This is a genomic window from Pseudomonas sp. G5001 (genome assembly GCF_013385475.1).
Taxonomy (GTDB): Bacteria; Pseudomonadota; Gammaproteobacteria; order Pseudomonadales; family Pseudomonadaceae; genus Aquipseudomonas.
Map to the genome: position 1 here is coordinate 1 of NZ_JACAPZ010000012.1, position 23,797 is coordinate 23,797.

At 62.5% G+C, this 23,797-nt stretch carries 6 protein-coding genes; 3 read left to right on the top strand and 3 right to left on the bottom strand.

Translation table 11 applies throughout. The annotated features are described in order from the left end of the window. From HX805_RS12545 to HX805_RS12555, 3 genes are all read left to right on the top strand, one after another. Positions 1 to 5,122, top strand: a 5,122-nt coding sequence (locus tag HX805_RS12545) for a non-ribosomal peptide synthetase (protein ID WP_177116896.1), incomplete at its 5' end; no start/stop codon positions are given. Further along, the gene (locus HX805_RS12550; protein ID WP_177116897.1) at positions 5,122 to 17,451 is read left to right on the top strand and encodes a non-ribosomal peptide synthase/polyketide synthase; all 12,330 of its coding nucleotides are present in this window, start codon (positions 5,122 to 5,124) and stop codon (positions 17,449 to 17,451) included. The genes HX805_RS12545 and HX805_RS12550, both read left to right, overlap by 1 nt. 84 nt (positions 17,452 to 17,535) lie before the next feature. Then, the gene (locus HX805_RS12555) at positions 17,536 to 18,498 is read left to right on the top strand and encodes an alpha/beta hydrolase (protein ID WP_177116898.1); all 963 of its coding nucleotides are present in this window, start codon (positions 17,536 to 17,538) and stop codon (positions 18,496 to 18,498) included. Positions 18,499 to 18,549: 51 nt separating this feature from the next. On the opposite strand, the gene HX805_RS12560 is transcribed toward HX805_RS12555, so the two are convergent. The 3 genes from HX805_RS12560 to HX805_RS12570 form a co-directional block, all read right to left on the bottom strand. Further along, positions 18,550 to 21,015, bottom strand: a complete 2,466-nt coding sequence (locus HX805_RS12560) for a TonB-dependent siderophore receptor (protein ID WP_008434507.1) — start codon at positions 21,013 to 21,015, stop codon at positions 18,550 to 18,552. Positions 21,016 to 21,112: 97 nt separating this feature from the next. Next, a complete protein-coding gene (locus HX805_RS12565) occupies positions 21,113 to 22,762 on the bottom strand; it encodes a cyclic peptide export ABC transporter (RefSeq protein WP_003208548.1) in 1,650 nt (549 codons plus the stop codon). 157 nt (positions 22,763 to 22,919) lie between these two features. Beyond that, a complete protein-coding gene (locus tag HX805_RS12570) occupies positions 22,920 to 23,795 on the bottom strand; it encodes a formylglycine-generating enzyme family protein (protein ID WP_177116899.1) in 876 nt (291 codons plus the stop codon). Positions 23,796 to 23,797 lie beyond the last annotated feature (2 nt).

Below are 23,797 nucleotides of genomic sequence, written 5' to 3' on the forward strand. Positions count from 1 at the left end.
AATTGAAGCGCGCCTGAACGCCCTGGCGGCGGTGCGCGAAGCCGTGGTCTTGGCCCAGGAGGGGCTGAACGGCCAGCAATTGGTGGCTTACGTGATCCCGGCGCAAGGTGCCGAGGATGCAGGCGCCCTCAAGGCGCAGTTGAAAGCGGACCTGCCGGACTACATGGTACCGACGCACCTGCTGTTCCTGAATGAATGGCCACTGACCGCCAACGGCAAGCTCGACCGCAAGGCCCTGCCGCAGCCGGACGCAAGCCAGGTACAGCACGAATACGTGGCGCCGCAAAGCGCGCTGGAACAGCAAATCGCAACTGTCTGGCAAGACGTGCTGAAACTGGAGCGGGTTGGCCTCACCGACAACTTCTTCGAACTGGGTGGCGACTCGATTATCTCGATTCAAGTGGTCAGCCGTGCCCGGCAGTCCGGCATCCGCTTTAGTCCAAAAGACCTGTTCCAGCACCAGACGGTGCAGGCATTGGCGACTGTCGCGCAGACCGGTGACCAGCTGCAGGTAATCGATCAGGCTGCGGTGCAGGGCCCGGCGTTGCTGCTGCCGATTCAACAGGCTTACTTTGCCGACGCCATCCCGCAGCGTCATCACTACAACCAGTCGGTGCTGCTGCAACCGGCCCGTGCGCTGCAAGCGGCGCTGGTGGAGCAAGCATTGCAGGCGCTGGTGCTGCATCACGATGCGTTGCGGGTGATGTTCAACGAAAGCGCCGAAGGCTGGAGTGCCAGCCATCGCGACGCATCGATGCGCAATGATCTGTTATGGGTGCGCCCGGTGGCCGATGCTGGCGCGCTGGAAGTGCTGGCCAATCAAGCCCAGCGCAGCCTGAACCTGCAAACCGGACCCTTGCTGCGCGCCGTGTTGGCGACCCTGGACGATGGCACCCAGCGGCTGTTGCTGGTGATCCATCACCTGGCGGTGGACGGTGTGTCGTGGCGGATTCTGTTCGACGACCTGCAAACGGCCTACAACCAATTGCTCGCCGGGCAAGCCTTGCAATTGCCGGCCAAGACCAGCTCGGTCAAGGCGTTTGCCGAACAGTTGCAAGCGCATGCACGCAGCGCGCAATTGCAGCAGCAGTTGGCCTACTGGCAGGCGCAACTGCAAGGTGCGCCGGCTGACCTGCCGTGCCTCAACCCCGAGGCGAGCCCACAGAACGGCCAGGCCGTCACTGTTCATACGCGCCTGGACAAACACCTGACGCGGCAACTGCTGCAGGAAGCGCCAGCCGCCTATCGCACTCAGGTCAACGACCTGTTGCTGACCGCCCTGGCGCGGGTGGTCTGCCGTTGGACCGGGCATGCAAGTACCTTGATCCAGCTTGAAGGCCATGGTCGCGAAGAGTTGTTTGCCAACATCGACCTGACGCGCACCGTGGGGTGGTTCACCAGTATGTTCCCGGTCCAGTTGTCGCCGGCGGCGGCACTCGGGGACTCGATCAAGTCGATCAAGCAAGGGTTGCGATCGATCCCGGACAAGGGGGTGGGTTTCGGCGCGCTGCGCTTCCTCGGTGACGAGGCCAGCCGGTCAGCCTTGCAAGCGCTGCCGGTGCCGCGCATTACCTTCAACTACCTGGGGCAGTTCGACGCCAGCTTCGATAAGGAACAGGGCGCGTTGTTCAGCCCGGCCAGCGAAAGCGCCGGTGAAGAGCAAAGCGCGATGGCGCCCCTGGGCAATTGGCTGAGCCTCAACGGGCGGGTATTTGATGGCGCACTGAGCCTGGGCTGGACGTTCAGCCACCAACAGTTCGAGCAGGCCACCATCCAGCAACTGGCCGACGATTATGCCGTGGAACTGGCTCTGTTGATCGGTCATTGCTGCGATCCTGCAAACCATGGCATGACGCCTTCCGACTTCCCGCTGGCCAGCTTTACCCAACCGCAGCTCGATAACCTGGGCCTCGCCGCCCGTTCGGTGGATGACATCTACCCGCTGGCGCCGATGCAGCAGGGCATGCTGTTCCACAGCTTGTACGAACACGGCAGCGGTCAGTACATCAATCAGATGTGCCTGGACATCGACGGTCTCGACCCACAGCGTTTCGAAGATGCCTGGCAGGCGGCGGTCGACGCCCATGACATTTTGCGCAGCAGTTTCATCTGGGAAGGCAGCGAGCAACCGGTGCAGGTGGTGCATAAACAGGTGCGCGTACCCTTCACCGCGCTGGATTGGAGCACACGCACGGATGCCCCGCAGGCCCTCGTCGAGTTGGCGTCCAGCGAGCGCGACCAGGGTTTCGACCTCGCCCTCGCGCCGCTGCTGCGGCTGGTGCTGGTCAAGACCGCTGAACAGCGTTATCACCTGATTTATACCCATCACCACATTCTGATGGACGGCTGGAGCAACTCGCAGCTGCTGGGCGAGGTGTTGCAACGTTACGATGGCCAGGTGCTGCCGCGCCCGGCCGGCCGCTATCGTGACTACATCGCCTGGCTGCAAGGGCGTGATGCCAAGGCCAGTGAAACGTTCTGGCGTGCGCAACTGCACGCGCTCGACGCGCCGACGCGCCTCGCCGAAAACCGTTTCGCCGCGCCGCAGCCGGCTGTCGAGACCAGCCATGCCAGCCTGTATCACTCACTGTCCCAACAGCAGACCCAACGCCTGGGCGAATTCGCCCGCCAGCAAAAGGTCACCCTCAACACCGTGGTCCAGGCGGCCTGGTTGCTGCTCCTGCAACATTACACCGGGCATGACACGGTGGCCTTCGGCGCCACGGTGTCCGGACGCCCCGGCGAACTCAAAGGTGTCGAACAGCAGATAGGCCTGTTCATCAATACCTTGCCGGTGATTGCCAGCCCCCGGCCGGAACAATCGGTCACCAGCCTGCTGCAACAGCTTCAGGCCCGCAACGTTGCGTTGCGCGAGCATGAACACACGCCGCTGTTCGAGATTCAGCGCTGGGCCGGGCAGGGCGGTGAAGGCCTGTTCGACACGCTGCTGGTGTTCGAAAACTACCCGCTGGCCGAGGCCCTGCAAGCGCAGGCACCGTCAGGCCTGAGCTTCGGCACGGTGGGTAATCAGGAACAGACTAATTTCCCGTTGACCCTGGCCGTTAATCTCAATGAGACCCTGAGCCTGCACTTCACTTATGCCCATGCTGCGTTCCATACACATACAATCCAGCGCCTGGCTGAGCAGGTGGAGCACGTGCTCGCACAGATGGTGAGCCTGGCCGCCGACCGTAGCCTGGGCGATATCGACCTGGTTGGCGCGGCGACGCGCACCGTGCTGTTGCGCGACTGGAATGCCACGGCAGTGCCGGCCACCGACCCACGCCACGTTCATCAATGGTTCGAGTCCCAGGCTCGACGCACGCCTGATGCGCCGGCCCTGTTGGCCGATCAAGCGTCGCTGACCTATGCCCAGCTCAACCTGCGCGCCAATCGCCTGGCTCATGCGTTGATCGAGCGGGGTGTAGGCCCGGACGTGTTGGTGGGGCTGTGCATGCCGCGCAGCGTGCAGATGGTCGTCGGGCTACTGGCGATCCTCAAGGCCGGTGGTGCCTATGTACCGCTGGACCCCGCTTATCCACAGGATCGCTTGATGTACATGGTCGAGGACAGCGGCATTGCCTTGCTGTTGACCGAAACCAGCGTACAGCCGTACTTCGCTGACGTGGCCGTGGACTGCCTGCTGCTGGACGCACTGCCCGAGCGGTTCGATGGCTACGGCGAGCATGAGCCTTCGGTAACCGTCGACAGCCAGAACCTCGCCTATGTGATCTATACCTCCGGTTCCACCGGGAAACCCAAAGGCGTGACGATTCGCCATGGCGCCCTGAGCAACCATATGGAATGGATGCAGGGTTGCCTGAAGCTGAATCACAGTGACCGTGTCCTGCAGAAGACCGCCATCAGTTTCGACGCCTCGGTGTGGGAGTTCTGGTTGCCACTGATGAGCGGCGCGCAACTGGTATTGGCCGCGCCGCAATTGAACCTGGACTTGACCACCTTGTGGGTCGAGGTGGAGCGTTGGGGGATCAGTGTGCTGCAAATGGCGCCATCGTTGCTGCAGGCGCTGTTGCCGCTGGCGACCCGTGAACACCTGGCCTCCTTGCGCCTGCTGCTGTGCGGCGGCGAAGCGCTGAGTGCGCACCTTTCCCGCCAGGTCCTGGGCCTCTTCGATGGCGAGCTGCGCAATCTTTATGGCCCCACGGAGGCCACGATTGATACCAGCAGCCATGCCGTGGCGGCCACTGTCGAAGACGACGGGCGAATCATCGCCATCGGTCGTCCGATCAACAACGTATGCACCTATGTGCTGGACGGCGCCTTGCAGCCTTGCGCCGTGGGTGCGATTGGCGAGTTGTACATCGGTGGTGAATCCCTGGCCCGTGGTTATCACCAGCGTCCAGGGCTGACCGCCGAGCGCTTCGTTCCCGATCCGTTTGGCGAGTCGGCCGCCGCACGCCTGTATCGCACCGGCGACCTGGTGCGCCACGCCGAAAATGGCGTAATCGAATACATCGGCCGGATTGACCATCAGGTGAAAATCCGTGGCCTGCGCATTGAGCTGGGTGAAATCGAAGCCCGCCTCCACGCTCAACCTGAAGTACGAGACGCGGTAGTGCTGGCTCGGGAAACGGCGACCGGCACGAGCCTGGTGGGTTGGCTTGTCAGCCAGGACAGCAGCCTGGATAGGGCGGCCGAGGCGCGCTTGAGTGAACAGCTCAAGGCGCGGCTGGCACAACAGATGCCGGACTTCATGGTGCCCACCCATCTGGTCTTCCTCGATCAACTGCCGCTTACACCCAACGGCAAACTCGACCGCAAGGCACTGCCCGCGCCGGATACCCGCGCGCTGCATTCGGCTTACCTGGCGCCGCAAAGCGATCTGGAATGCAAGGTCGCGGCCATCTGGCAAGGCGTGCTCAACGTTGAGCAGGTCGGTCTGGCGGATGATTTCTTCGAGCTGGGCGGGCATTCGCTGCTGGTGGTGAATGTGGTGTCGCGCCTGCAGCTCGAACTGGGCATGAAGTTAACGCCCCAATTGATATTCCAATTTCCGGTCCTCGGTGCGTTTGTCGCGCAACTGGAGCAGACCGGCACGTCAATGAGCACGTCAAAATTGAGCAAGCTTGAAGCGCTGCTTGATGAATTCGAGGAGGTTTGATGGACACCGCTGTCGCACAACGTATTGCCAGGCGCTTCATAACGCTGCCGCTGGAAAAACGCCGTCTTTACCTGCAGAAAATGCTCGAAGAGGACGTTTCCCCGGCGAACCTGCCGATTCCGCCTGTCAGTGCCGAGTTCGACACGTTGTCATTGTCCTTTGCCCAGGAGCGTCAATGGTTCTTGTGGCAGCTGGACCCGGAAAGCGCGGCTTATCACATGCCTACGGCCCTGCGCTTGCGCGGTCCATTGGACATTGCGGCGCTGCAACAGAGTTTCAGTGCGCTGGTCGCGCGCCATGAGAGCCTGCGTACCACCTTCGTGGTGCACGGCGAGCAAGTGGTGCAGCAAGTGCAGGAGGCTGCACCGGTAAGTCTGCAGGTGCAGCCTCTGGCCCAGGTGCCGGATGCGGCGCAACTGCGGCATTTGATCGAAGACGAGACGCGCCGGCTGTTCGACTTGCAGCAGGGGCCCTTGTTGCGTACGTGCCTGTTGCAACTGGGCGCGGATGACCATGTGCTGATTGTCACCTTGCACCACATCGTTTCCGATGGCTGGTCGATGCAGGTAATGGTCGAGGAGTTGGTCAAGGGTTACGCCGCGTTCAGTCGAGGGTTGAGCCTGGAACTGCCAGCGTTGCCGATTCAATACAGCGACTACGCCATCTGGCAGCGGCACTGGATGGAGGCCGGCGAGCGGGAGCGGCAGTTGCAATACTGGACCGCGCAACTGGGCGGCGAGCAGCCGGTGCTTGAGCTCCCGACTGACGTTGCGCGCCCGGCCGTGATGAGCTATCGCGGTGCCCGGCTGGAGTTGGATATCGACACCGCGCTGGCCTGCGGCCTCAAGCAGATGGCCCAGCGCGAAGGGGTCAGTCTGTTCATGATCCTGCTGGCCTCCTACCAGGCCTTGCTGCATCGCTACAGCGGGCAGAACGACATTCGGGTTGGCGTGCCGACCGCGAACCGTAACCGGGTGGAGACCGAGGGGTTGATCGGCTTTTTCGTCAACACCCAAGTGCTCAAGAGTGAGGTCGACAGCCAGGGCTCCTTCAGTGCCTTGCTGCAACAGGTCAAGCAGACTGCGCTGGATGCCCAGGCGCATCAGGACCTGCCGTTCGAGCAACTGGTGGAAGCCTTGCAGCCGCAACGCAACCTGAGCCACAGCCCGCTGTTTCAGGTGATGTTCAACCACCAGACCCAAGGCCCGGCGGGCGAGGGGCCGGCCGGTGAATTGAAGGTCGAGGGGCTGCGCTGGGATACCCATAGTGCACAGTTCGACTTGACCCTGGAAACCATGGAGCGCCCCGATGGCCTGTCTGCGGCGCTGATCTATGCCACGGATCTGTTCGGTGCAGACACGGTTGCGCGGATGGCCGGGCACTGGCAAAACCTGCTGCAGGCAATCGTCGCGAACCCGGCACAAAGCATCGGTGAGCTGCCGTTGCTTGACGCTGAACAGCGCCAAGCGCAGCTCGACGATTGCGTCCGCACGTCGGTAGCCACACCGCAGGCGGGTTATGTTCATCGATTGTTCGAGGCACAGGTGGCCCGCTCGCCGGAGGCGCAGGCGCTGGTCATCAATGGCCAGCGCTTGAGCTACGGGCAACTCAATACCCGGGCCAATCAGTTGGCGGTGGAGCTGCAACGTCACGGGGTGGGCGCGGGTGTGCTGGTGGGCATTGCCGTCGAACGCAGCCCGCACATGCTGATCGGGTTGTTGGCAATCCTCAAGGCCGGCGGCGCCTATCTGCCTCTCGATCCCGCGTTCCCGCAGGATCGCCTCGCCTACATGATTGAGGACAGTGGCATCGACCTGTTGCTGACCCAACATTCACTGCTCAGCCAGATCCCGGTGCCTGACACGGTCACTACGCTGGTGCTGGATCAACCGGGCAATTGGCTTGACGGCCATGCCGGTGACGATCTGCCTACCCGGCTGGATCCGGAGCACCTGGCTTATGTCATCTACACGTCTGGCTCCACCGGCCAGCCGAAAGGGGTGATGGTGCGACATGGCGCCCTGACCAACTTTGTCGCAAGCATGGCCAGGGTGCCGGGCATGACCGCCCAGGATCGGGCGTTGTCACTGACCACGTTCTCGTTTGATATTTTCGGCCTGGAAATCTACGTACCCCTGATGGTCGGCGCGTGCATCGTGCTGACCGGCCAGGAGGTGGCGCAGGACCCGTACGCCGTGCTGGCCCTGATCGACGCCGAACAGGTCAACGTGGTGCAGGCGACTCCCTCGACCTGGCGCATGTTGCTCGACAATGAACAGGCCCACGTGCTCCAGGGGTGCACGTGCCTGTGCGGCGGCGAGGCGTTGCCCCAGGAACTGGCGGTGCGCATGCTTGGCCTTGGCGGTGAAGTCTGGAATCTCTATGGCCCGACGGAAACCACGGTCTGGTCGGCGTTGCACCGGCTGCGTCCGCAGGCTGCGCAACCTTGGCTGGGCGGGCCAATCGACAACACATCGCTGTACATCGTCGGTGCAGACCTGATGCCGGTGCCCTATGGTGTTGCCGGCGAATTGCTGATCGGCGGGGACGGCCTGGCGCGGGGTTACTTCCAGCGCCCGGGATTGACCGCCGAACGTTTTGTTCCCCATCCGTTTTCCAGCACCGGCGAGCGGCTTTACCGCACCGGCGACCTCGCACGTCAGCGCCCGGACGGTATCCTCGAATACCTGGGGCGGATCGACCATCAGGTGAAAATTCGCGGTTTCCGCATCGAGCTCGGGGAAATCGAAGCGCGCCTGCTGGAGCAGGACGCTGTACGTGAAGCCGCGGTACTGCCCCAGGATGCCCCGGGCGGCCAGGCGTTGGTGGCGTATGTGGTCCCCGCCGCCGAATGGCAGGGCCTGGATGCCGACGGCCAGGGTCGCCTGCGCGACAGCCTGAACGCCCGGCTCAAGGCCAACTTGCCCGACTACATGGTGCCGGCGCATATGGTGCTGTTGCCAAGGTTCCCGCTGACCCCCAATGGCAAGCTGGACCGCAGGCAACTGCCCAAGCCCGATGCCAGCCAATGGCAGAAAACCTACGTGGCTGCGCAGACACCGGTGCAGCAAGCGGTGGCGGCGATCTGGGCCGAGGTGCTCAACGTGCCGCGGGTTGGCCTGAGTGACAACTTTTTCGAGCTGGGCGGCCATTCGCTGCTGGCGACCCAAATGGTTTCGCGGATTCGCCAGCAACTGCAAGTCCAGGTGCCTTTGCGCCTGCTGTTCGCCCATAACACCCTGCAAGCATTTGTCGAGGCGATGGCCCCGGCATCGTTGACTCCTGAACAGGCCATCCCGCGCGTTGCACGCGACCAGCCGCTTGCCCTGTCATATGCCCAGCAACGGCAATGGTTTTTGTGGCAATTGGAGCCCACCAGCAGCGCCTACCATATTCCCGCGGCCCTGCGTTTGCGCGGACACCTTGACCTGGCGGCCTTGCAACAGTGTTTTGACGCCCTGGTGGCGCGTCATGAGAGCTTGCGTACCCGGTTTGTGCTGGAGAACGAGCGTCCCGTACAACGGGTCGACGCGCCGGCACCGGTGGCGATTGCGCTTGAGTCGGCGGCTGCCGGGCTGGATGACCCTGGCCTGCGCGGCTTGATTGAAACTGAAACCCGCCAACTCTTTGATCTGCAGCGTGGGCCGTTGCTGCGGGTCAAGCTGTTGCAACTGGGCGCTGAAGATCACGTGCTGATCCTGACCCAGCACCACATCGTGTCGGATGCCTGGTCGATGCGGGTCATGATCGATGAGCTGATGCAGTTATACCGCGGCTTCAGTCAAGGCCAACCGGCGGCGTTGGCGGCACTGCCGATCCAGTATGCCGATTACGCACAGTGGCAGCGTCAGTGGCTGGCGGCGGGTGAGCAGCAACGTCAGCTCAGCTACTGGACAGAACAGTTGGGCGGCGAGCAACCGGTCCTTGAACTGCCAACCGACCATCCACGTCCGGTTCAGCAAAGCTATCGTGGGGCCCGGCTGCCGATCACCCTCGAGCCGTCCCTGGCCGAGAGTCTCAAGCGCCTGGCGCAGCAGCAAAACACCACACTGTTCATGCTGCTGCTGGCCGGCTTCCAGACCTTGTTGCACCGCTACAGCGGGCAGCAGGATATTCGTGTCGGGGTACCGATTGCCAACCGCAATCGCCTGGAAACCGAAGGGATGCTGGGTTTCTTCGTCAACACCCAGGTACTCCGGGCCGACATTGAGGGGCACCTGCGCTTTGACCAATTGCTTCATCAGGTCAAGCAGCGGGTACTGGGAGCACAGGCCCATCAGGACCTGCCGTTCGAGCAACTGGTGGAGCTGCTTGCACCTGCACGCAACCTGAGCCATACGCCGTTGTTCCAGGCCATGTTCAACCATGCCAGTGATGCTCGTCGCGAGGCCATTGAACTGCCGGGGTTGAGCCTGGAGCAATTGACCTGGGATTCGGGCAGCGTGCAGTTCGACCTCTCCCTGGATACGTTCGAGTACAGCGAAGGCATCAGTGCCGCACTGTCCTATGCCTCTGACTTGTTTGAGCCAGCCACCGTCGCACGCCTGGGCGAACACTGGCTGAACCTGCTGCGCGCGATTGTGGCCAACCCCACCCAGCGCATCGCCGAATTACCGATGCTCGATGCGGTGCAGCGCCGGATGATGGTTGAGGACTGGAACCGCACGTTCGCCCACTACCCGAACCACCAGCCGGTGCACCACTTGATCGAAGCCCAGGTGGAGCGGGCCCCGCATGCCGTGGCGTTGGTGTTCGAGGGGCAGTCGTTGACCTATGCCCAGCTCAACGCGCGGGCCAACCGATTGGCTCATGCCTTGATCGCGCGTGGCGTAGGCCCCGATGTGCTGGTGGGCATTGCACTGCACCGCAGCCTGGAAATGGTGGTGGGCCTGTTGGCGATCCTGAAGGCCGGCGGCGCCTATGTACCGCTGGACCCGGAATACCCGCCGGAACGCCTGTCCTACATGATCGACGACAGCGGCATCGAATGGTTGCTGACCCAGCAAGCGCTGGTCGCAACCTTGCCGCTGCCGGAACGGGTGCGCACGCTGATACTCGATGGTGACGATGCCTGGCTGGCCGGTGAGGCGCAAGGCAACCCCGAGTCGCGGGCCGTCGCGCAAAACCTCGCCTATGTGATTTACACCTCCGGATCCACTGGCAAACCCAAAGGGGCTGGCAACAGCCACGGTGCCCTGACCAACCGGTTGTGCTGGATGCAACAGGCCTACGGGTTGCACGCCGACGACCGCGTGCTGCAAAAAACGCCGTTCAGCTTCGATGTGTCCGTCTGGGAGTTTTTCTGGCCGCTTATGACCGGCATCCGCTTGGTCGTGGCGTCGCCAGGGGATCATCGCGATCCACAGAAGCTGGTCCAATTGATCGAGCGCGAGGGCATTACTACCCTGCATTTCGTCCCGTCGATGCTGCAAGCGTTCGTGCTGGATGCCAATGTCAGCCGCTGCACCAGCCTCACCCGTATCGTTTGCAGTGGCGAAGCGTTGCCGATCGATGCGCAGCAGCAGGTCTTCGCCAAGCTGCCGGGCGCGGGGCTGTTCAATCTCTACGGCCCTACCGAAGCCGCAATTGACGTCACCCACTGGACCTGTCGTGACGAGGGCCGTGATGCCGTGCCCATCGGCGAGCCGATTGCGAACTTGATGACCTACATTCTCGACGCCGAGCTCAACCCGGTGCCCTGCGGCGTCAACGGCGAACTGTACCTCAGCGGCCAGGGACTGGCGCGTGGGTACCACCGTCGCCCTGAGCTGACGGCCGAACGATTCGTGGCAAGCCCGTTTGTCGCGGGTGAACGGCTGTACCGCACGGGCGACTTGGCCCGTTACCGCGTTGACGGGGTGATTGATTACATTGGCCGTATCGACCATCAGGTGAAAATCCGCGGTTTTCGTATCGAGCTGGGTGAAATCGAGGCCCGTCTGCTGGAGCACGGGGCCGTGCGCGAAGCCGTGGTGGTGGCGCAGGACAGCCGCAACGGCAAAGCCCTGAGTGGCTACGTCGTTACCCAGCCTGGCGCCGCCAGCGACTGGCCGGCACTGCGCGAGGCGCTGACTGCGCATCTGCGCCAGACCCTGCCGGAACACATGGTGCCGACGCACCTGACGCCGCTGGAAAAAATGCCCCTGAGCCCCAACGGCAAACTCGACCGCAAGGCTCTCCCGGTGCCAGACATGGCTGAGGTACAGCAGGACTTCGTGGCTCCCGCCAATGCAGTCGAAAGTGCCCTGGTCGAGATCTGGCAAGCCGTGCTCGGCGTGGCCCGGGTGGGCACTGCCGATAACTTCTTCGCCTTGGGCGGTGACTCGATCAATTCGATTCAAGTGGTCAGCCGTGCACGTCAGCAGGGAATCGGCCTGGCCCCCAAGGACCTGTTCCTGCACCAGAACATCCAGGCGCTGGCCCGGGCTGCGAGCGCCGATCAAGCCGCAACGATCGATCAGGGGCCGGTCAGCGGTGACAGCCATCTGGTTCCGATGCAGCACTGGTTCTTCGCCAATGACATGGCGCACCGTGACCACTGGAACCAGTCGCTGATGCTGACCCCGCGCGAGCCATTGGACGGCGCATGTCTGCAGCAGGCCCTTGAGCACGTGGTGGCCCATCATGACGCCTTGCGCTTGCGCTTCGTGCAATCGGGCGATGGTACCTGGCAGGCCAGCCATGAGGCCGTCGGCGCGCAACCGGTAGGCCTCTGGCAGCGCCAGGCAGAGAACGCCGATGAGATCATCGCCATTGCCAACCAGGCGCAACGCAGCCTCGACCTGCAACACGGCCCGCTGCTGCGTTGCAGCCTGATCGCAGTGCAGGACGGCAGTTCGCGCCTGCATCTGGCGATTCACCATCTGGTGATGGACGGTGTGTCGTGGCGCGTGCTGCTGGAAGACTTGCAAACGGCCTACCGGCAGCTGGCGGTAAACCAGCCTGTGGTGTTGCCACCCAAGTCCACCGCGTTCAAGGCGTGGGCCGAGCAGTTGCAGGGCTACGCCCACAGCGAAGGGCTGGCTCGGGAGTTGAGTTACTGGACTGGGCAACAGGCCCATGCGTTGCCGGAACTGCCACGGGCGCGGCCTGAGGGCAGCCAGGCTTCGGTGCATGGCCATTCGGTCAACACGCGTCTGGATACAGAACAGACTCGGCGCCTGCTCAAGCAGGCACCGTCGGCCTATCGCACCCAGGTCAACGACCTTTTGCTCAGTGCCCTGGCGCAGGTGATTTGCCAGTGGACTGCGCAACCTGCGTGCCTGGTGCAACTGGAAGGCCATGGCCGTGAGGAACTGTTCGGCGACGTCGACCTGAGCCGCACGTTGGGCTGGTTCACCAGCCTGTTCCCGGTGGTATTGACCCCATCGGTGCACGCGGCAGACACCATCAAGGGCATCAAGGAACAGCTGCGCGCGGTGCCGAACAAGGGCCTGGGTTATGGCGTGCTGCGTTACCTCGGTGCAGAGGATGTCCGCTCGCGTCTGGCGAAACTCGAGCAGGCCCGGATTACCTTCAACTACCTCGGCCAGTTCGACCAGAGCTTTGATGAGCAGGCGTTATTCGCGCCGAGCGAGGAGGGCAGCGGGGCTGGGCACGCTGATGACGTGGCGCTGGGCAACTGGCTGACCATCGATGGCCGGGTGTACAACGGCCAGTTGTCCCTGGACTGGACCTTCAGCCGCGACGTTTTTGATGAGGCCACCGTCCAGCAATTGGCCGATGCCTACGGCGTCGCGTTGCAGGCACTGATCGAGCATTGCTGCGGCGAAGAGCATCAGGGCCTGACGCCGTCTGACTTCCCGCTGGCCCGTTTGACCCAGGCGCACCTTGACGGCTTGCCGGTGCCCGTGGCGCAGGTGCAAGACGTCTATGCGTTGTCACCGATGCAAGAAGGCATGCTGTTCCACACCCTGGCCGACGACAGCAGCGGTTTGTACATCAACCAGATCAGCCTGCCGGTACACGGGCTGGATACCGAACGCTTCGCCGCAGCCTGGCAATCGGTGATTGAGCGTGAGGACATTCTGCGGACCAGCTTTCACTGGCAGGATGGCTTGAGCGCCCCGGTGCAAATTGTCCACCGCCAGGCCGAATTGCCGCTGCTGATCGAAGACTGGCGCGGCCGGGACATCAGCGAACAGGCGATCGGCGAGCGCGCAACGGCTGATTACCTGCAAGGGTTCGATCTGGCCCGTGCGCCGTTGCAGCGTGTGCTGTTGCTGCGGCTTGAGGACGACCGCTACCAGATGATCTGGACCTGCCATCACATCCTGATGGACGGCTGGAGCAGTTCGCGACTGTTTGGCGAGGTAATGCAGTTTTATGCCCAGGGCCACGTGCCGACACGCAACGGTCGTTACCGCGAGTTCATCGAATGGCTGCAACGCCAGGATCAACGGGCGCTGGAGGGCTTCTGGAGAAGCCGTCTTGCAACGCTGGAGCAGGCCACCTCGCTGAACCAGGCGATGTTCCCGCGGCATGTCGAGGATTTGCCCGGGCACCAAGCGCTTTACTCACGTTGGGATGCGGTGCAAACCGCACGCCTGCAACAGGCTTGCCGCGCCTTGCAAATCACCCCCAACACGCTGATCCAGGGCGCGTGGCTGTTGTTGCTGCAACGCTTTACCGGGCAGAACACTGTGGTGTTCGGTGCCACCGTGGCTGGCCGTCCTGCGGGGTTGGCCAATGCCGACAACATCCTGGGGCTGTTCATCAATACGCTACCGGTGATCCAGACCCTGGAACCCGCGCAGCCGCTGGATCAGTGGCTGCAAGCGTTGCAGGCCTGCAACATGGACATCCGTGAGTACGCACACGCGCCGCTGGCGGATATCCAGCGCTGGTCGGGGCTGGGCGGGCAAGGGCTGTTCGACAGCATCATCGTGTTTGAAAACTATCCGATCGATGAGCGCCTGGGTGAGCAACAGGACACCGGCCTGAGCTTCGGCGAGTCGCGTAACCATGACGTGACCAACTTTGCGATGGACCTGGCGGTCAACCTCGGCGAACAGTTGTCGATCGAATATCTGTTCCTGCGCAATGCCTTCAGTGTCGAGGCGGTAGAGCAGATTCGCCGCTGCATGGAAGACACCCTTGAGGCCATGATCGTTGCGCCGACGGCGCGACTGGGCAACCTTCAGCGCCTTGGGGCCGAGCAGTGGCAAGCCTTTGAGCAGTGGAGTGCGGCGCCGAATGCCAGCTATCAGGCGCAGCTCTTGCCGGAACTGATCGCACGCCATGCCCATTCGCGTGGCGAGGCGACGGCACTGGTGTGCGGGGGCGATTCGCTGAGCTACGGTGAGCTGGAACGTCGAGCCAATGGCCTGGCCCATCGCTTGATCGAGCTGGGGGCCGGGCCGGAAGTGGTGGTCGGGGTGGCCCTGGAGCGCTCCGTCGAGATGATCGTGGCGTTACTGGCGGTGATGAAAAGCGGCGCGGCTTATGTGCCGTTGGACATCGACTATCCGCTCGAACGCCTGGCGTTCATGATGCAAGACTCGGCGATGGCGCTGTTGCTGACCCATAGCCAGGTGCAGGCGCGCCTCCCGGCGGTGGAAGGCCTGGCGCAACTGGCCATCGATACGTTTGACCGCGCCGGCTACAGCGACACGCCGCCCGCCAGCAGTTTGCTGGGCGCCAATCTGGCCTACTTGATTTATACCTCGGGCTCCACCGGTCGGCCGAAAGGCGTGGCAGTGGCGCATGGGCCGATGAGCATGCATTGCCAGGCCATTGCCGGGCTGTATGACATGGATGAGCGCACCCGCGAGCTGCATTTCATGTCGTTTGCCTTCGACGGCGCTCATGAGCGCTGGCTCAGTACGCTATTGAGCGGGGGCACGCTGGTGATCCGCGATGCCAGCCTGTGGACACCGGAGCAGACCTTCGACGCCTTGCATCAACACGGCATCACGATTGCCTGTTTCCCGCCGGCCTACCTCAAGCAGTTGGCCGAGTACGCGGCCCATAGCCAACAGGAACCACCCGCGGTACGGGTGTATTGCTTCGGTGGCGATGCGGTGCCGGACCAGACCTTCGAACAAGTGAAAGCGGCACTGCGTCCACAGTTCTTTACCAACGGCTATGGCCCCACCGAAACCGTGGTCACGCCGATGCTCTGGAAGGTCCCGGTCGACACCCGGTGCGAGGCTGCCTATGCGCCGATCGGGCGTGCTGTCGGCGAGCGCGCGCTGTACGTGCTGGACGAAGACCTCAACCCGCTGCCGCCGGGGATTGCCGGTGAGCTCTACATCGGTGGCCAGGGCATTGCCCGCGGCTATTACCGTCGTCCGGACCTGAGTGCCGAGCGCTTTGTGCCGGACCCGTTCGGGTCGCCGGGCGATCGCCTCTACCGCAGCGGCGACCTGGTACGCCAGCGTGTTGATGGTGTGCTTGATTACGTCGGGCGTATTGACCACCAGATCAAGGTCCGGGGCTTTCGCATTGAACTGGGGGAAATCGAGGCGAGCCTGCGGCAACTGGACGATGTCAGTGACGCGTTGGTGATCGCCCGTGACAGTGCGTCGGGCAAGCAACTGATCGGTTATGTGGTGACGCCCGATGGCATGGCCATCGGTGATCGCCTCAAGGCGGACTTGCGCGCGCAATTGCCGGATTACATGGTGCCCACCCAGGTCATCTGCATGGCGGCGCTGCCTGTCACGCCCAACGGCAAGCTGGATCGCCAGGCCTTGCCGGAGCCTGAATTCAAGGGCGGCGAGTATGTTCCCGGCCGTACTCGTGACGAGCAACTGCTGGCACAGGTCTGGGCTGATGTGTTGCAAGTGGAGCGCGTGGGCATCACCGACAACTTCTTCGAGTTGGGCGGTGACTCGATCCTCAGCCTGCAAGTCGTCTCGCGGGTACGCAACCACCCTGAACTGAAGATGGACCTCAAGCTGCGGGACCTGATGCGCGGGCAGACCATCGAGGCGATTTTCGAGCAGCGTTCAAGCACCGTCGCCACGCTGATCGAGGATGTTTCGCAGGTGGCCGCCGAGGGCCAGTTCAACCTGATTCCGATCCAGCAGTGGCTGTTCGACCAGCGTATGAGCGAGCCGCACCATTACAACCAGGCATTGATGCTGCGTGCACGCCAGGCGCTGAATCTGCCGGCGCTGGAGCTGGCATTGCGCTGCATGTTGAAGCAGCACGACGCCCTGCGCCTGCGCTTTCGTGAGGTGGGCGCACGCTATTGCCAGCATTACCAGCCGCTGGAGGACATGCAGGCGCAATGGGCCACTGAGCCCTTGTTATGGCAACACACCGTGGCCGATGAAGCGGAGCTTGAGCTGTACGCCGAACAGGTACAGCGCAGCCTGGACCTGCAAGACGGGCCGGTGTGGCGTACCGCTCATGTGACGTTGGGCGATGGCCAGGTGCGGGTATTGATGGTGATCCATCATTTGGTGATCGACACCGTTTCCTGGCGTTTGCTGCTGCAGGATTTGCAGGTCGCTTATGAGGCTTACCGCAATGGCCAGGCGCCGGCCCTGCCGATTCGTACCAGCAGCTACCGGGCCTGGGCCGAGGGGCTGCAAGCGTACGCGGCGAATTATCCGGCGCAGGAGCAAGCCTGGTGGCTTGAGCAGATCGACCAGCCGGGCAGTGAGCTGCCGTGCGATAACCCGCGTGGCAAGAACCAGGTGCAGTACCAGTCGGTCGCGCTGATGGGCCTGTCGCAGGAACATACCCAGCAGTTGCTCAAGCAAGTGCCTGCGGTCTACCAGACGCAGATCAACGATGTGTTGCTCGCCGCGCTGAGCCGGGTGTTGTGCCGCTGGAGCGGGCAGCCTTCGGTATTGATCCAGCTCGAAGGCCATGGCCGCGAAGACCTGGTCAAGGACATCGACCTGAGCCGCAGCCTGGGCTGGTTCACCAGCATGTTCCCGGTGCGCCTGGCACCCGGTGCCGGGGCTGATATCGGGAGCTCGGTGCGTGCGGTGCAGCGGCAATTGGCGGCCGTACCGAACAAGGGCCTGGGCTACGGCATCCTGCGTCACATGAGCGGTGTGTCGATGGCCGATACCTTGCGCCTGGCACCCCAGGCGCGTGTCACCTTCAACTACCTGGGGCAGTTCGACCAGAGCTTCGATGACAAGGCGATGCTGGTGCCGGCTCAGGAGAGCTATGGCAGTTGCTACAGCCCGCAGGCGGCCCTGGGCAATTGGCTGGAAGTGGTGGGGCAGGTGTATGACGGACGCCTGGCGATGCGCTGTATTTTCAGCACGCGCCGCTACCGTGCCGAAACCGTCGAACAGTTGATGCGAGAGTACCAGGCCGAACTGGAGGCGCTGATCGAGCATTGCGTGGCACAAGCGGCTTAAGGATTGAGGCCGATCCATCGTTATACAAAGAGGGGCCCTTGTGGCTCCTCTTTCGTCTGTGGCTTTTTCATAAGGAAACCTGCGATGTCCTTGCATCCGGAACTCAATGCCTTCCTCGACCTGGCGCAAGAAAGCCAGGCGGACGGTCCTGGGCCGTTTCACCTGTCAACGCCCGCCCAAGCTCGTGAGGCGTTCGAGCGCACCACCGCGCAACTGCGCTGGCAGGCGCCTGCGCAGGTGCGCTGCAGCCCCATCGAATTCACGGCACGCGATGGCGCGACGCTGGCGTTGCGTGTGTACCGTCCCGCTGACGTTTCGGCGCAGAGCCTGCCGGTGCTGGTGTACTTCCATGGCGGTGGCTACGTGGTCGGCAGCCTGGAATCCCATGACGGGGTGTGCCGCGAATTCTGCGCCAGAACTCCGTGTGCGGTGGTTTCAGTGGGTTATCGACTGGCGCCGGAGCACAGGTTCCCGACGCCGCTGAACGATGGCGCCGATGCCATGGCCTGGCTGGCCGATAACGCTGCAGCCGAAGGCCTGGACCTCACCCGCGTGGCTTTCGGTGGCGACAGTGTGGGGGCCACGCTGGCGACGGTGCTGGCGTTGCAGTCGGTGCTCGAGCCCGCGACGCTGGCAATTAAACCCTGCTGGCAACTGCTGTGCTATCCGGTGACGGACGCTTCTACCAATAGCCCGTCGACCGAGCTGTTCGGCGAGGGCTATCTGCTGGAGACCGAGACACTGGAATGGTTCTACCGGCATTACGCCCGGGAGGCGGCGGATCGTCTTGACTGGCGCTTCTCGCCATTGCTGGCGCCGGGGTACCCGGGCATGCCACCGGCGCTGATTGCGTTGGCCGGTCATGACCCGCTGCTGGATGAAGGGCGTGCCTATGCCCGACGGTTGCAGGAACAGGGGGTGGCGTTGGAAGTGATCGAGTACGCCGGGTTGATTCACGATTTCCTGCGCCTGCAGAGCGTGGTGCCGGATATCGACGAGGTGTACGCTCAATTGACCCAGGCATTGCGAGCCGCGCTGGCAGCTTGAGAACAGGCACAAAAAAACCGGGCCAGGCCCGGTTTTTTTTGTGGGTGTTGCCTAGAAGTTGTACGTCACGTCAACCGAGGCGACGCGTTCCTGGCCGTAGTAGCAGCCGAACGAGTAGTTGCAGTGGGACACGTACTCGCGGTTGAACACGTTCTGCACGTTCAGGCTGGTTTCCACGCCACGCAGGCTTGGCGATACCTTGCTCAGGTCGTAGCTGACGGTGGTGTCATAGACCACAAAGCCCGGGACCTCGAACGAGTTGGCGGCATCACCGGGTTTGGGGCCGGTGTAGCGGGCGCCGGCACCGAAGGTCAGGCCATTGAGCACCGCCTGGGTGAAGTGGTAGTCAACCCACAGCGATGCCGAAACCGGAGCCTGTTGCTCGGTGCGGTTACCGGTGTTGCCGTAGTTGTTCTTGATGTAGAACGCGTCGAGGTAGGACGCAGCAGCCAGTACGTCGACGTTGGCAATCGACGATTTGACTTCCAGTTCAACACCGCGGGAGCGAACCTGGCCTTGCTGGACCGAGTACTGGGTGTACTCGTTATCCTGGCTCAACACGTTTTTCTGCTTGATCTGGTACACGGAAGCCGTGATCAGCGTCTTCTCGAACGGCTGGTACTTCACACCCACTTCGTACTGTTCGCCTTCGGTCGGCGCGAAGGCCTTGCCGCCACGTTCGGGCGCGGTAGTGCCAACGGTCGGCAGGAAGGATTCGGAGTAGCTGACGTACGGCGCCAGCCCGAAGTCGGTGACATAGGTCAGGCCGACACGGCCGGTGAACTTGTTGTCACGCTGTTCGGTGATGGAGTTTGCAATCAGGTCCTTGTTTTCAACTTCGGCCCAGTCCTGACGGCCACCAATGGTCAGGATCCACTTGTCCAGTTTGATCTGGTCCTGCAGGTAGACGCCGGTCTGGCGCACGGTGTTGTCCCACTTGGTGGTTTTTTCCGGGGTCACGCTGCTGGTGTCGTAGTTGTTGTTTTCGCCGTAGAGGTTGATCGGCAGTACGTTGTAGGCGTTGTAGCCGGTGTATTTGCGGTTGAAGTTGCGATAGTCCAGGCCGACCAGGGTGGTGTGCTCCAGCGCGCCGGTGTTGAATTTGTATTCCAGGTTGTTATCGATGGTGTAGGCGGTGTTGTGCTGGCGCCAGTCGAGTTTGACACGGTTGGCCCGGGTCTGGTCGACCGCACCGGTGACTGCATCGGTGACGAAGCTGCGCAGGTAGAAGCCTTTGTAGTCGTCGCGTACGTCGGTGTAGCGGGCGGTGGAGCGACCTTTCAGGTTTTCGCTGAAGCTGTGGGTCAAGTCGTAGCCCAGGATGAACTGGTCACGTTTGTAGTCGTTGTATTTCGAGTCGCCGGAGAAGAAGTTGCGGTCGATGCGTTTGCCGTTGGGGCCGCGCTCGAGAGAGCCGATCATTGGCAACGCCTGATAGTCTTCCAGGCCTCGGTCCCGCTGGATCTGCGCCAGTACGGTCAGGGATGTGTCGTCGTTCGGGGCCCAGGTCAGGCTGGGTGCCAGCAGCATGCGTTCGCTGTGGGTATGATCGACCTGCTGGTTGCCTTTCTTCGCGACGCCGACGATGCGATAGCTGAACTCTTTCTGATCGTCGAGCGGACCGCTGGTGTCGAATGCGCCGTTGACCCGGTTGTAGCTGCCGGCACCGATCTTGACCTCGCTGCGTTGTTCGGTGGTCGGTCGCTTGGAGACCATGTTGATCAGGCCGCCGGGCTGGTTCTGGCCAAAGAGCACCGACGATGGGCCCTTGAGCACTTCGATGCGCTCCAGGGTATACGGATCGATTTGCGGGGCGCCGCCGAGGCTGCCGGCATAGGGCAAGTAAGCGCCGTCCAGGTACAGCTGGGTAGGGGCGAAGCCACGGCTGGTGATTTCGTCGGCGATCGCATTGCGGTCGGTGAAGCCGCCGGTGTTCAGGCCTGGCGTGTAGCGCAAGGCCTGGGTCAGGTTGAGTGCGCCCTGGGTTTCGATCTGTTTAGCGGTGACCACGTTGACGGTTTGCGGGATTTCCAGGAGGGGCGTATCGGTCTTGGTGCCGGTGGCGCTGCGGGTGGCAACGTAGCCGTCCACGGGGCCGTAGGCCGATTCAACAGCCTGGCCACTGATGGTGGTGGCACCCAGCTCCAGTGAATCACCCGTTGCCCGGGCACGTACGGTGACGGTGTTGGCTTGAACGGTGAACACAGCGCCGGTCCCCACCAGCATCTGCGACAACGCCTGTTCAGGCGACAACCGGCCGCTCACCGGCTGGCTGTGCTGGCCCTTTACATCATCGGCGCTGTACAGCACTTGCATGTTCGACTGGGTGCCCAGCGCCTGCAGGGCGCTTGCCAGTGATTGTGCCGGGATATTGAAGTTGATCTCCTGGGCCTGAACCTGCGCACTGAACGGCAACGCCAGCGCCATGCTGAACGCGGTGGCGCTGAAGCCCGGCTGCAGCATACGGCGCATGAACAAGGCTTTGGTAAAACGTGGAATCCCCGCAATTGCTGACATTGTGCTCACTCTTACTGGTTTTAATGGTTGCGTAGTTGTTAGCGATTCTTAATTAGACGCACGAGGCCGAAAAAACCAGAATGAGAATCTAACTTATTCATGCCGGTTGCAGTTCGGTGGCTACTTTCCCGGCTTCCATGCGGACCAGTTGGTCGGCAATGTCGAAGTAACGATCGTCGTGGGAAATCACGATGATGGTTTTGCCCAGGCGCTTGAGATCCGGCAGCAGCTCGGTGTAGAAAATCCGCCGGAACGTCGGGTCCTGGTCTGCGGCCCATTCGTCAAACACCAGCACCGGGCGTTCCTCCAGCCATGCATTGACCAGCGCCAGGCGCTTGCGCTGGCCGGTGGACAGGTCGGTGGTGGTGAACGAACCGTCACGCACGCTGACCTTGTGGCCGATTTCCAGGCGCTGCAGGTATTGGTTGGCATCTTCGGGAATATGGGTATCGCCCTGCACCACGTCGTCGAACAGGTAGTAGTCAGCGAAGATCGTGGTGAACAACTGGCGATAGTCGTCACGTGTCACTGCCGTCACGGGCTGCCCGTTGAGGCGGATTTCTCCCTGCTGCGGGGCGTACAGGCCTAGCAGCAGCTTGATCAGGGTGGTCTTGCCGCAACCGTTTTCGCCGACAATGAAGATGATGTCGCCTTGCTCGATCTTCAGGTTGACCGGGCCCAGGCGAAACGGTGCGCTGCCTTCGGTGGCGGGGAAACTATAGGACACGTCCGTCAATTCCAGGCTGTGCACCGGCGTACTCTGGTTGCCTTGGTCGCTGAGCAGCAGGTGGGGTTCGGGCGAGGAAAACTGCTCCGACAGCGCGGCGATACGGCGGAATGCGATCTGCGCGCGGCTGACGATTGGCAGGGTGCCGATCAGATGCTCCAGCGGCCCTTTCATGTACAGCAGCACCAGCACAAAGCCGCTCATCACTGATTTGTCGGCACTCGGCCACAGTGATTGCAGGGCGAGTGCCAGCCCGATGACCACGAAAAACAGCATGGAGCCGAGGGTCTTGGCGACGACGAAAATATTCACCGAACGAATTTGTGTGTCGCAGATTTTGTCGGCGGTGCTTTCTATCCCCGACACAAACATGCGGTGCCTGCGCGGACGATGGATGCGCAACTCCTTGGCGCCCTCGGCGATGGAATTGTAGTGTTTCTGCAGTTCGTCTTCGGCGTCGCGGGCCTCCATGAAGCCTTTGATTCCCCGGCCCCGGGCGATGTACTGGACGACCGTGCCGATGATGATCGCGACCACCATGATCAAGAACATCGGCCATGACAGCATCGCCAGGTAACCCATGCAGCCAAGGGTGACGGTCAGCGAAATGGCCAGCGGGGCGAAGGCGAACGCGAAATCGCTGATGGTGTCGACGTCGTGGGTGAGCACCGGGATCAGGCGGTGGCTGCGGTAGCGCTCAATCTGTTCGATGGGCGCCGACAGGACTTTTTCCCCAAGCTCCTTGCGCAGCCGGGCGATGATCTTTTGCCCCACATAATTGGTGCCGATATCGGAAAAGATCGAACTGACCAGTGCCAGCAGGCAGAGGCCGGCAAAGGCGCCGACCACGGTGTTGGTCAGGCCGTTGTCGGCGTGCAGCACGGTATTGATGGTCGCCAGCAATACCGTGACGCTGAGGCCGCCGACCATGCCGAGCAGAATGGAGCCGACAACGATCAGCCGAAAGGGTTTGAGCAGGGTGAACAATTCATTGATCACCCCACGTGTTGGTTTGCTCATGGAGGTTCCCTGCTTGAAGATCGGCCGGGCCCGGCTTCGGTCGCGGGCTCGGCCTGGGTGGCATAGAGGGCGGTGGTGCGCCGCAATGCGTTGCATGACGGGTCACACACACCTGTAAAACGACTGGGGGGAGGGTTAATTTAGAGGGCTGGCTGCCTTACAGATCCCGCACGACGCGAAAGCCGATCCAGTCGCCGCGGTTGTCCGGTACCAACGCATTGCGGTTGCCGGAGCGGGAGAACACGGGGGCTTCACCCCAGTCGTTGCCGCGGATGCGTCTGAACTGGCATTTACCGGTCAGCCAGGCGCTGCCGTCGCTTGGGGCGCCGACGTAATCGTCGTTGTAGCAATCGGCTGTCCACTCGTAGACGTTGCCGTGCATGTCGTACATGCCGAACGCGTTGGGCGGGTAGCTGCCCACCGGGGACGAGTAGCTGTAGCCATCCGCCGGGCCGTAGGTGTTGGCATGCTGGGCAATGCTGTAGCCCTTGCCCTCGTCGAACGGGAAGGGGAACGGGCCGGTGGAGCCGGCGCGGGCGGCGTATTCACGTTGGGCTTCACTGACCATCTGGTAGTGATGGCCGGTTTTCTTCGATAGCCAGGCGACGTAGTTCTGCACATCCTCGAAGTCCATGCACACGGCAGGTTGGCGCGGCCCCTGGGGGTAGCGCGGCTTGCTGGCGACGCACTCGCGGCCGGGTCGTTCATCGCCATTGGCAATCTTGACCCCGGACTGGCGTACATAGCTGTCCCACTCGCCGGCGGTGACCTGGAAGCGGCTCATGGCGAAGGGCCTGGCAAAGGTGACCGGGTGCATCGGGCCTTCATCAGGCTCGCGGCCCACTTCGTCTTCCGGGGTGCCCATAGTGAACGTACCGGAGGGCAACACGACCATTTCCGGGCAGTCCTTGCAGTCCTTGAACACTTTACCGGGTGTCGGCGTGGCCGCCTGGGCCAGCCCCGGTAGCAGGGCACTGCACAGTGTTGTCAGAATCACTGCGGCCAGCGGTTTCAGGTGCGGGTGATGGTTCATGG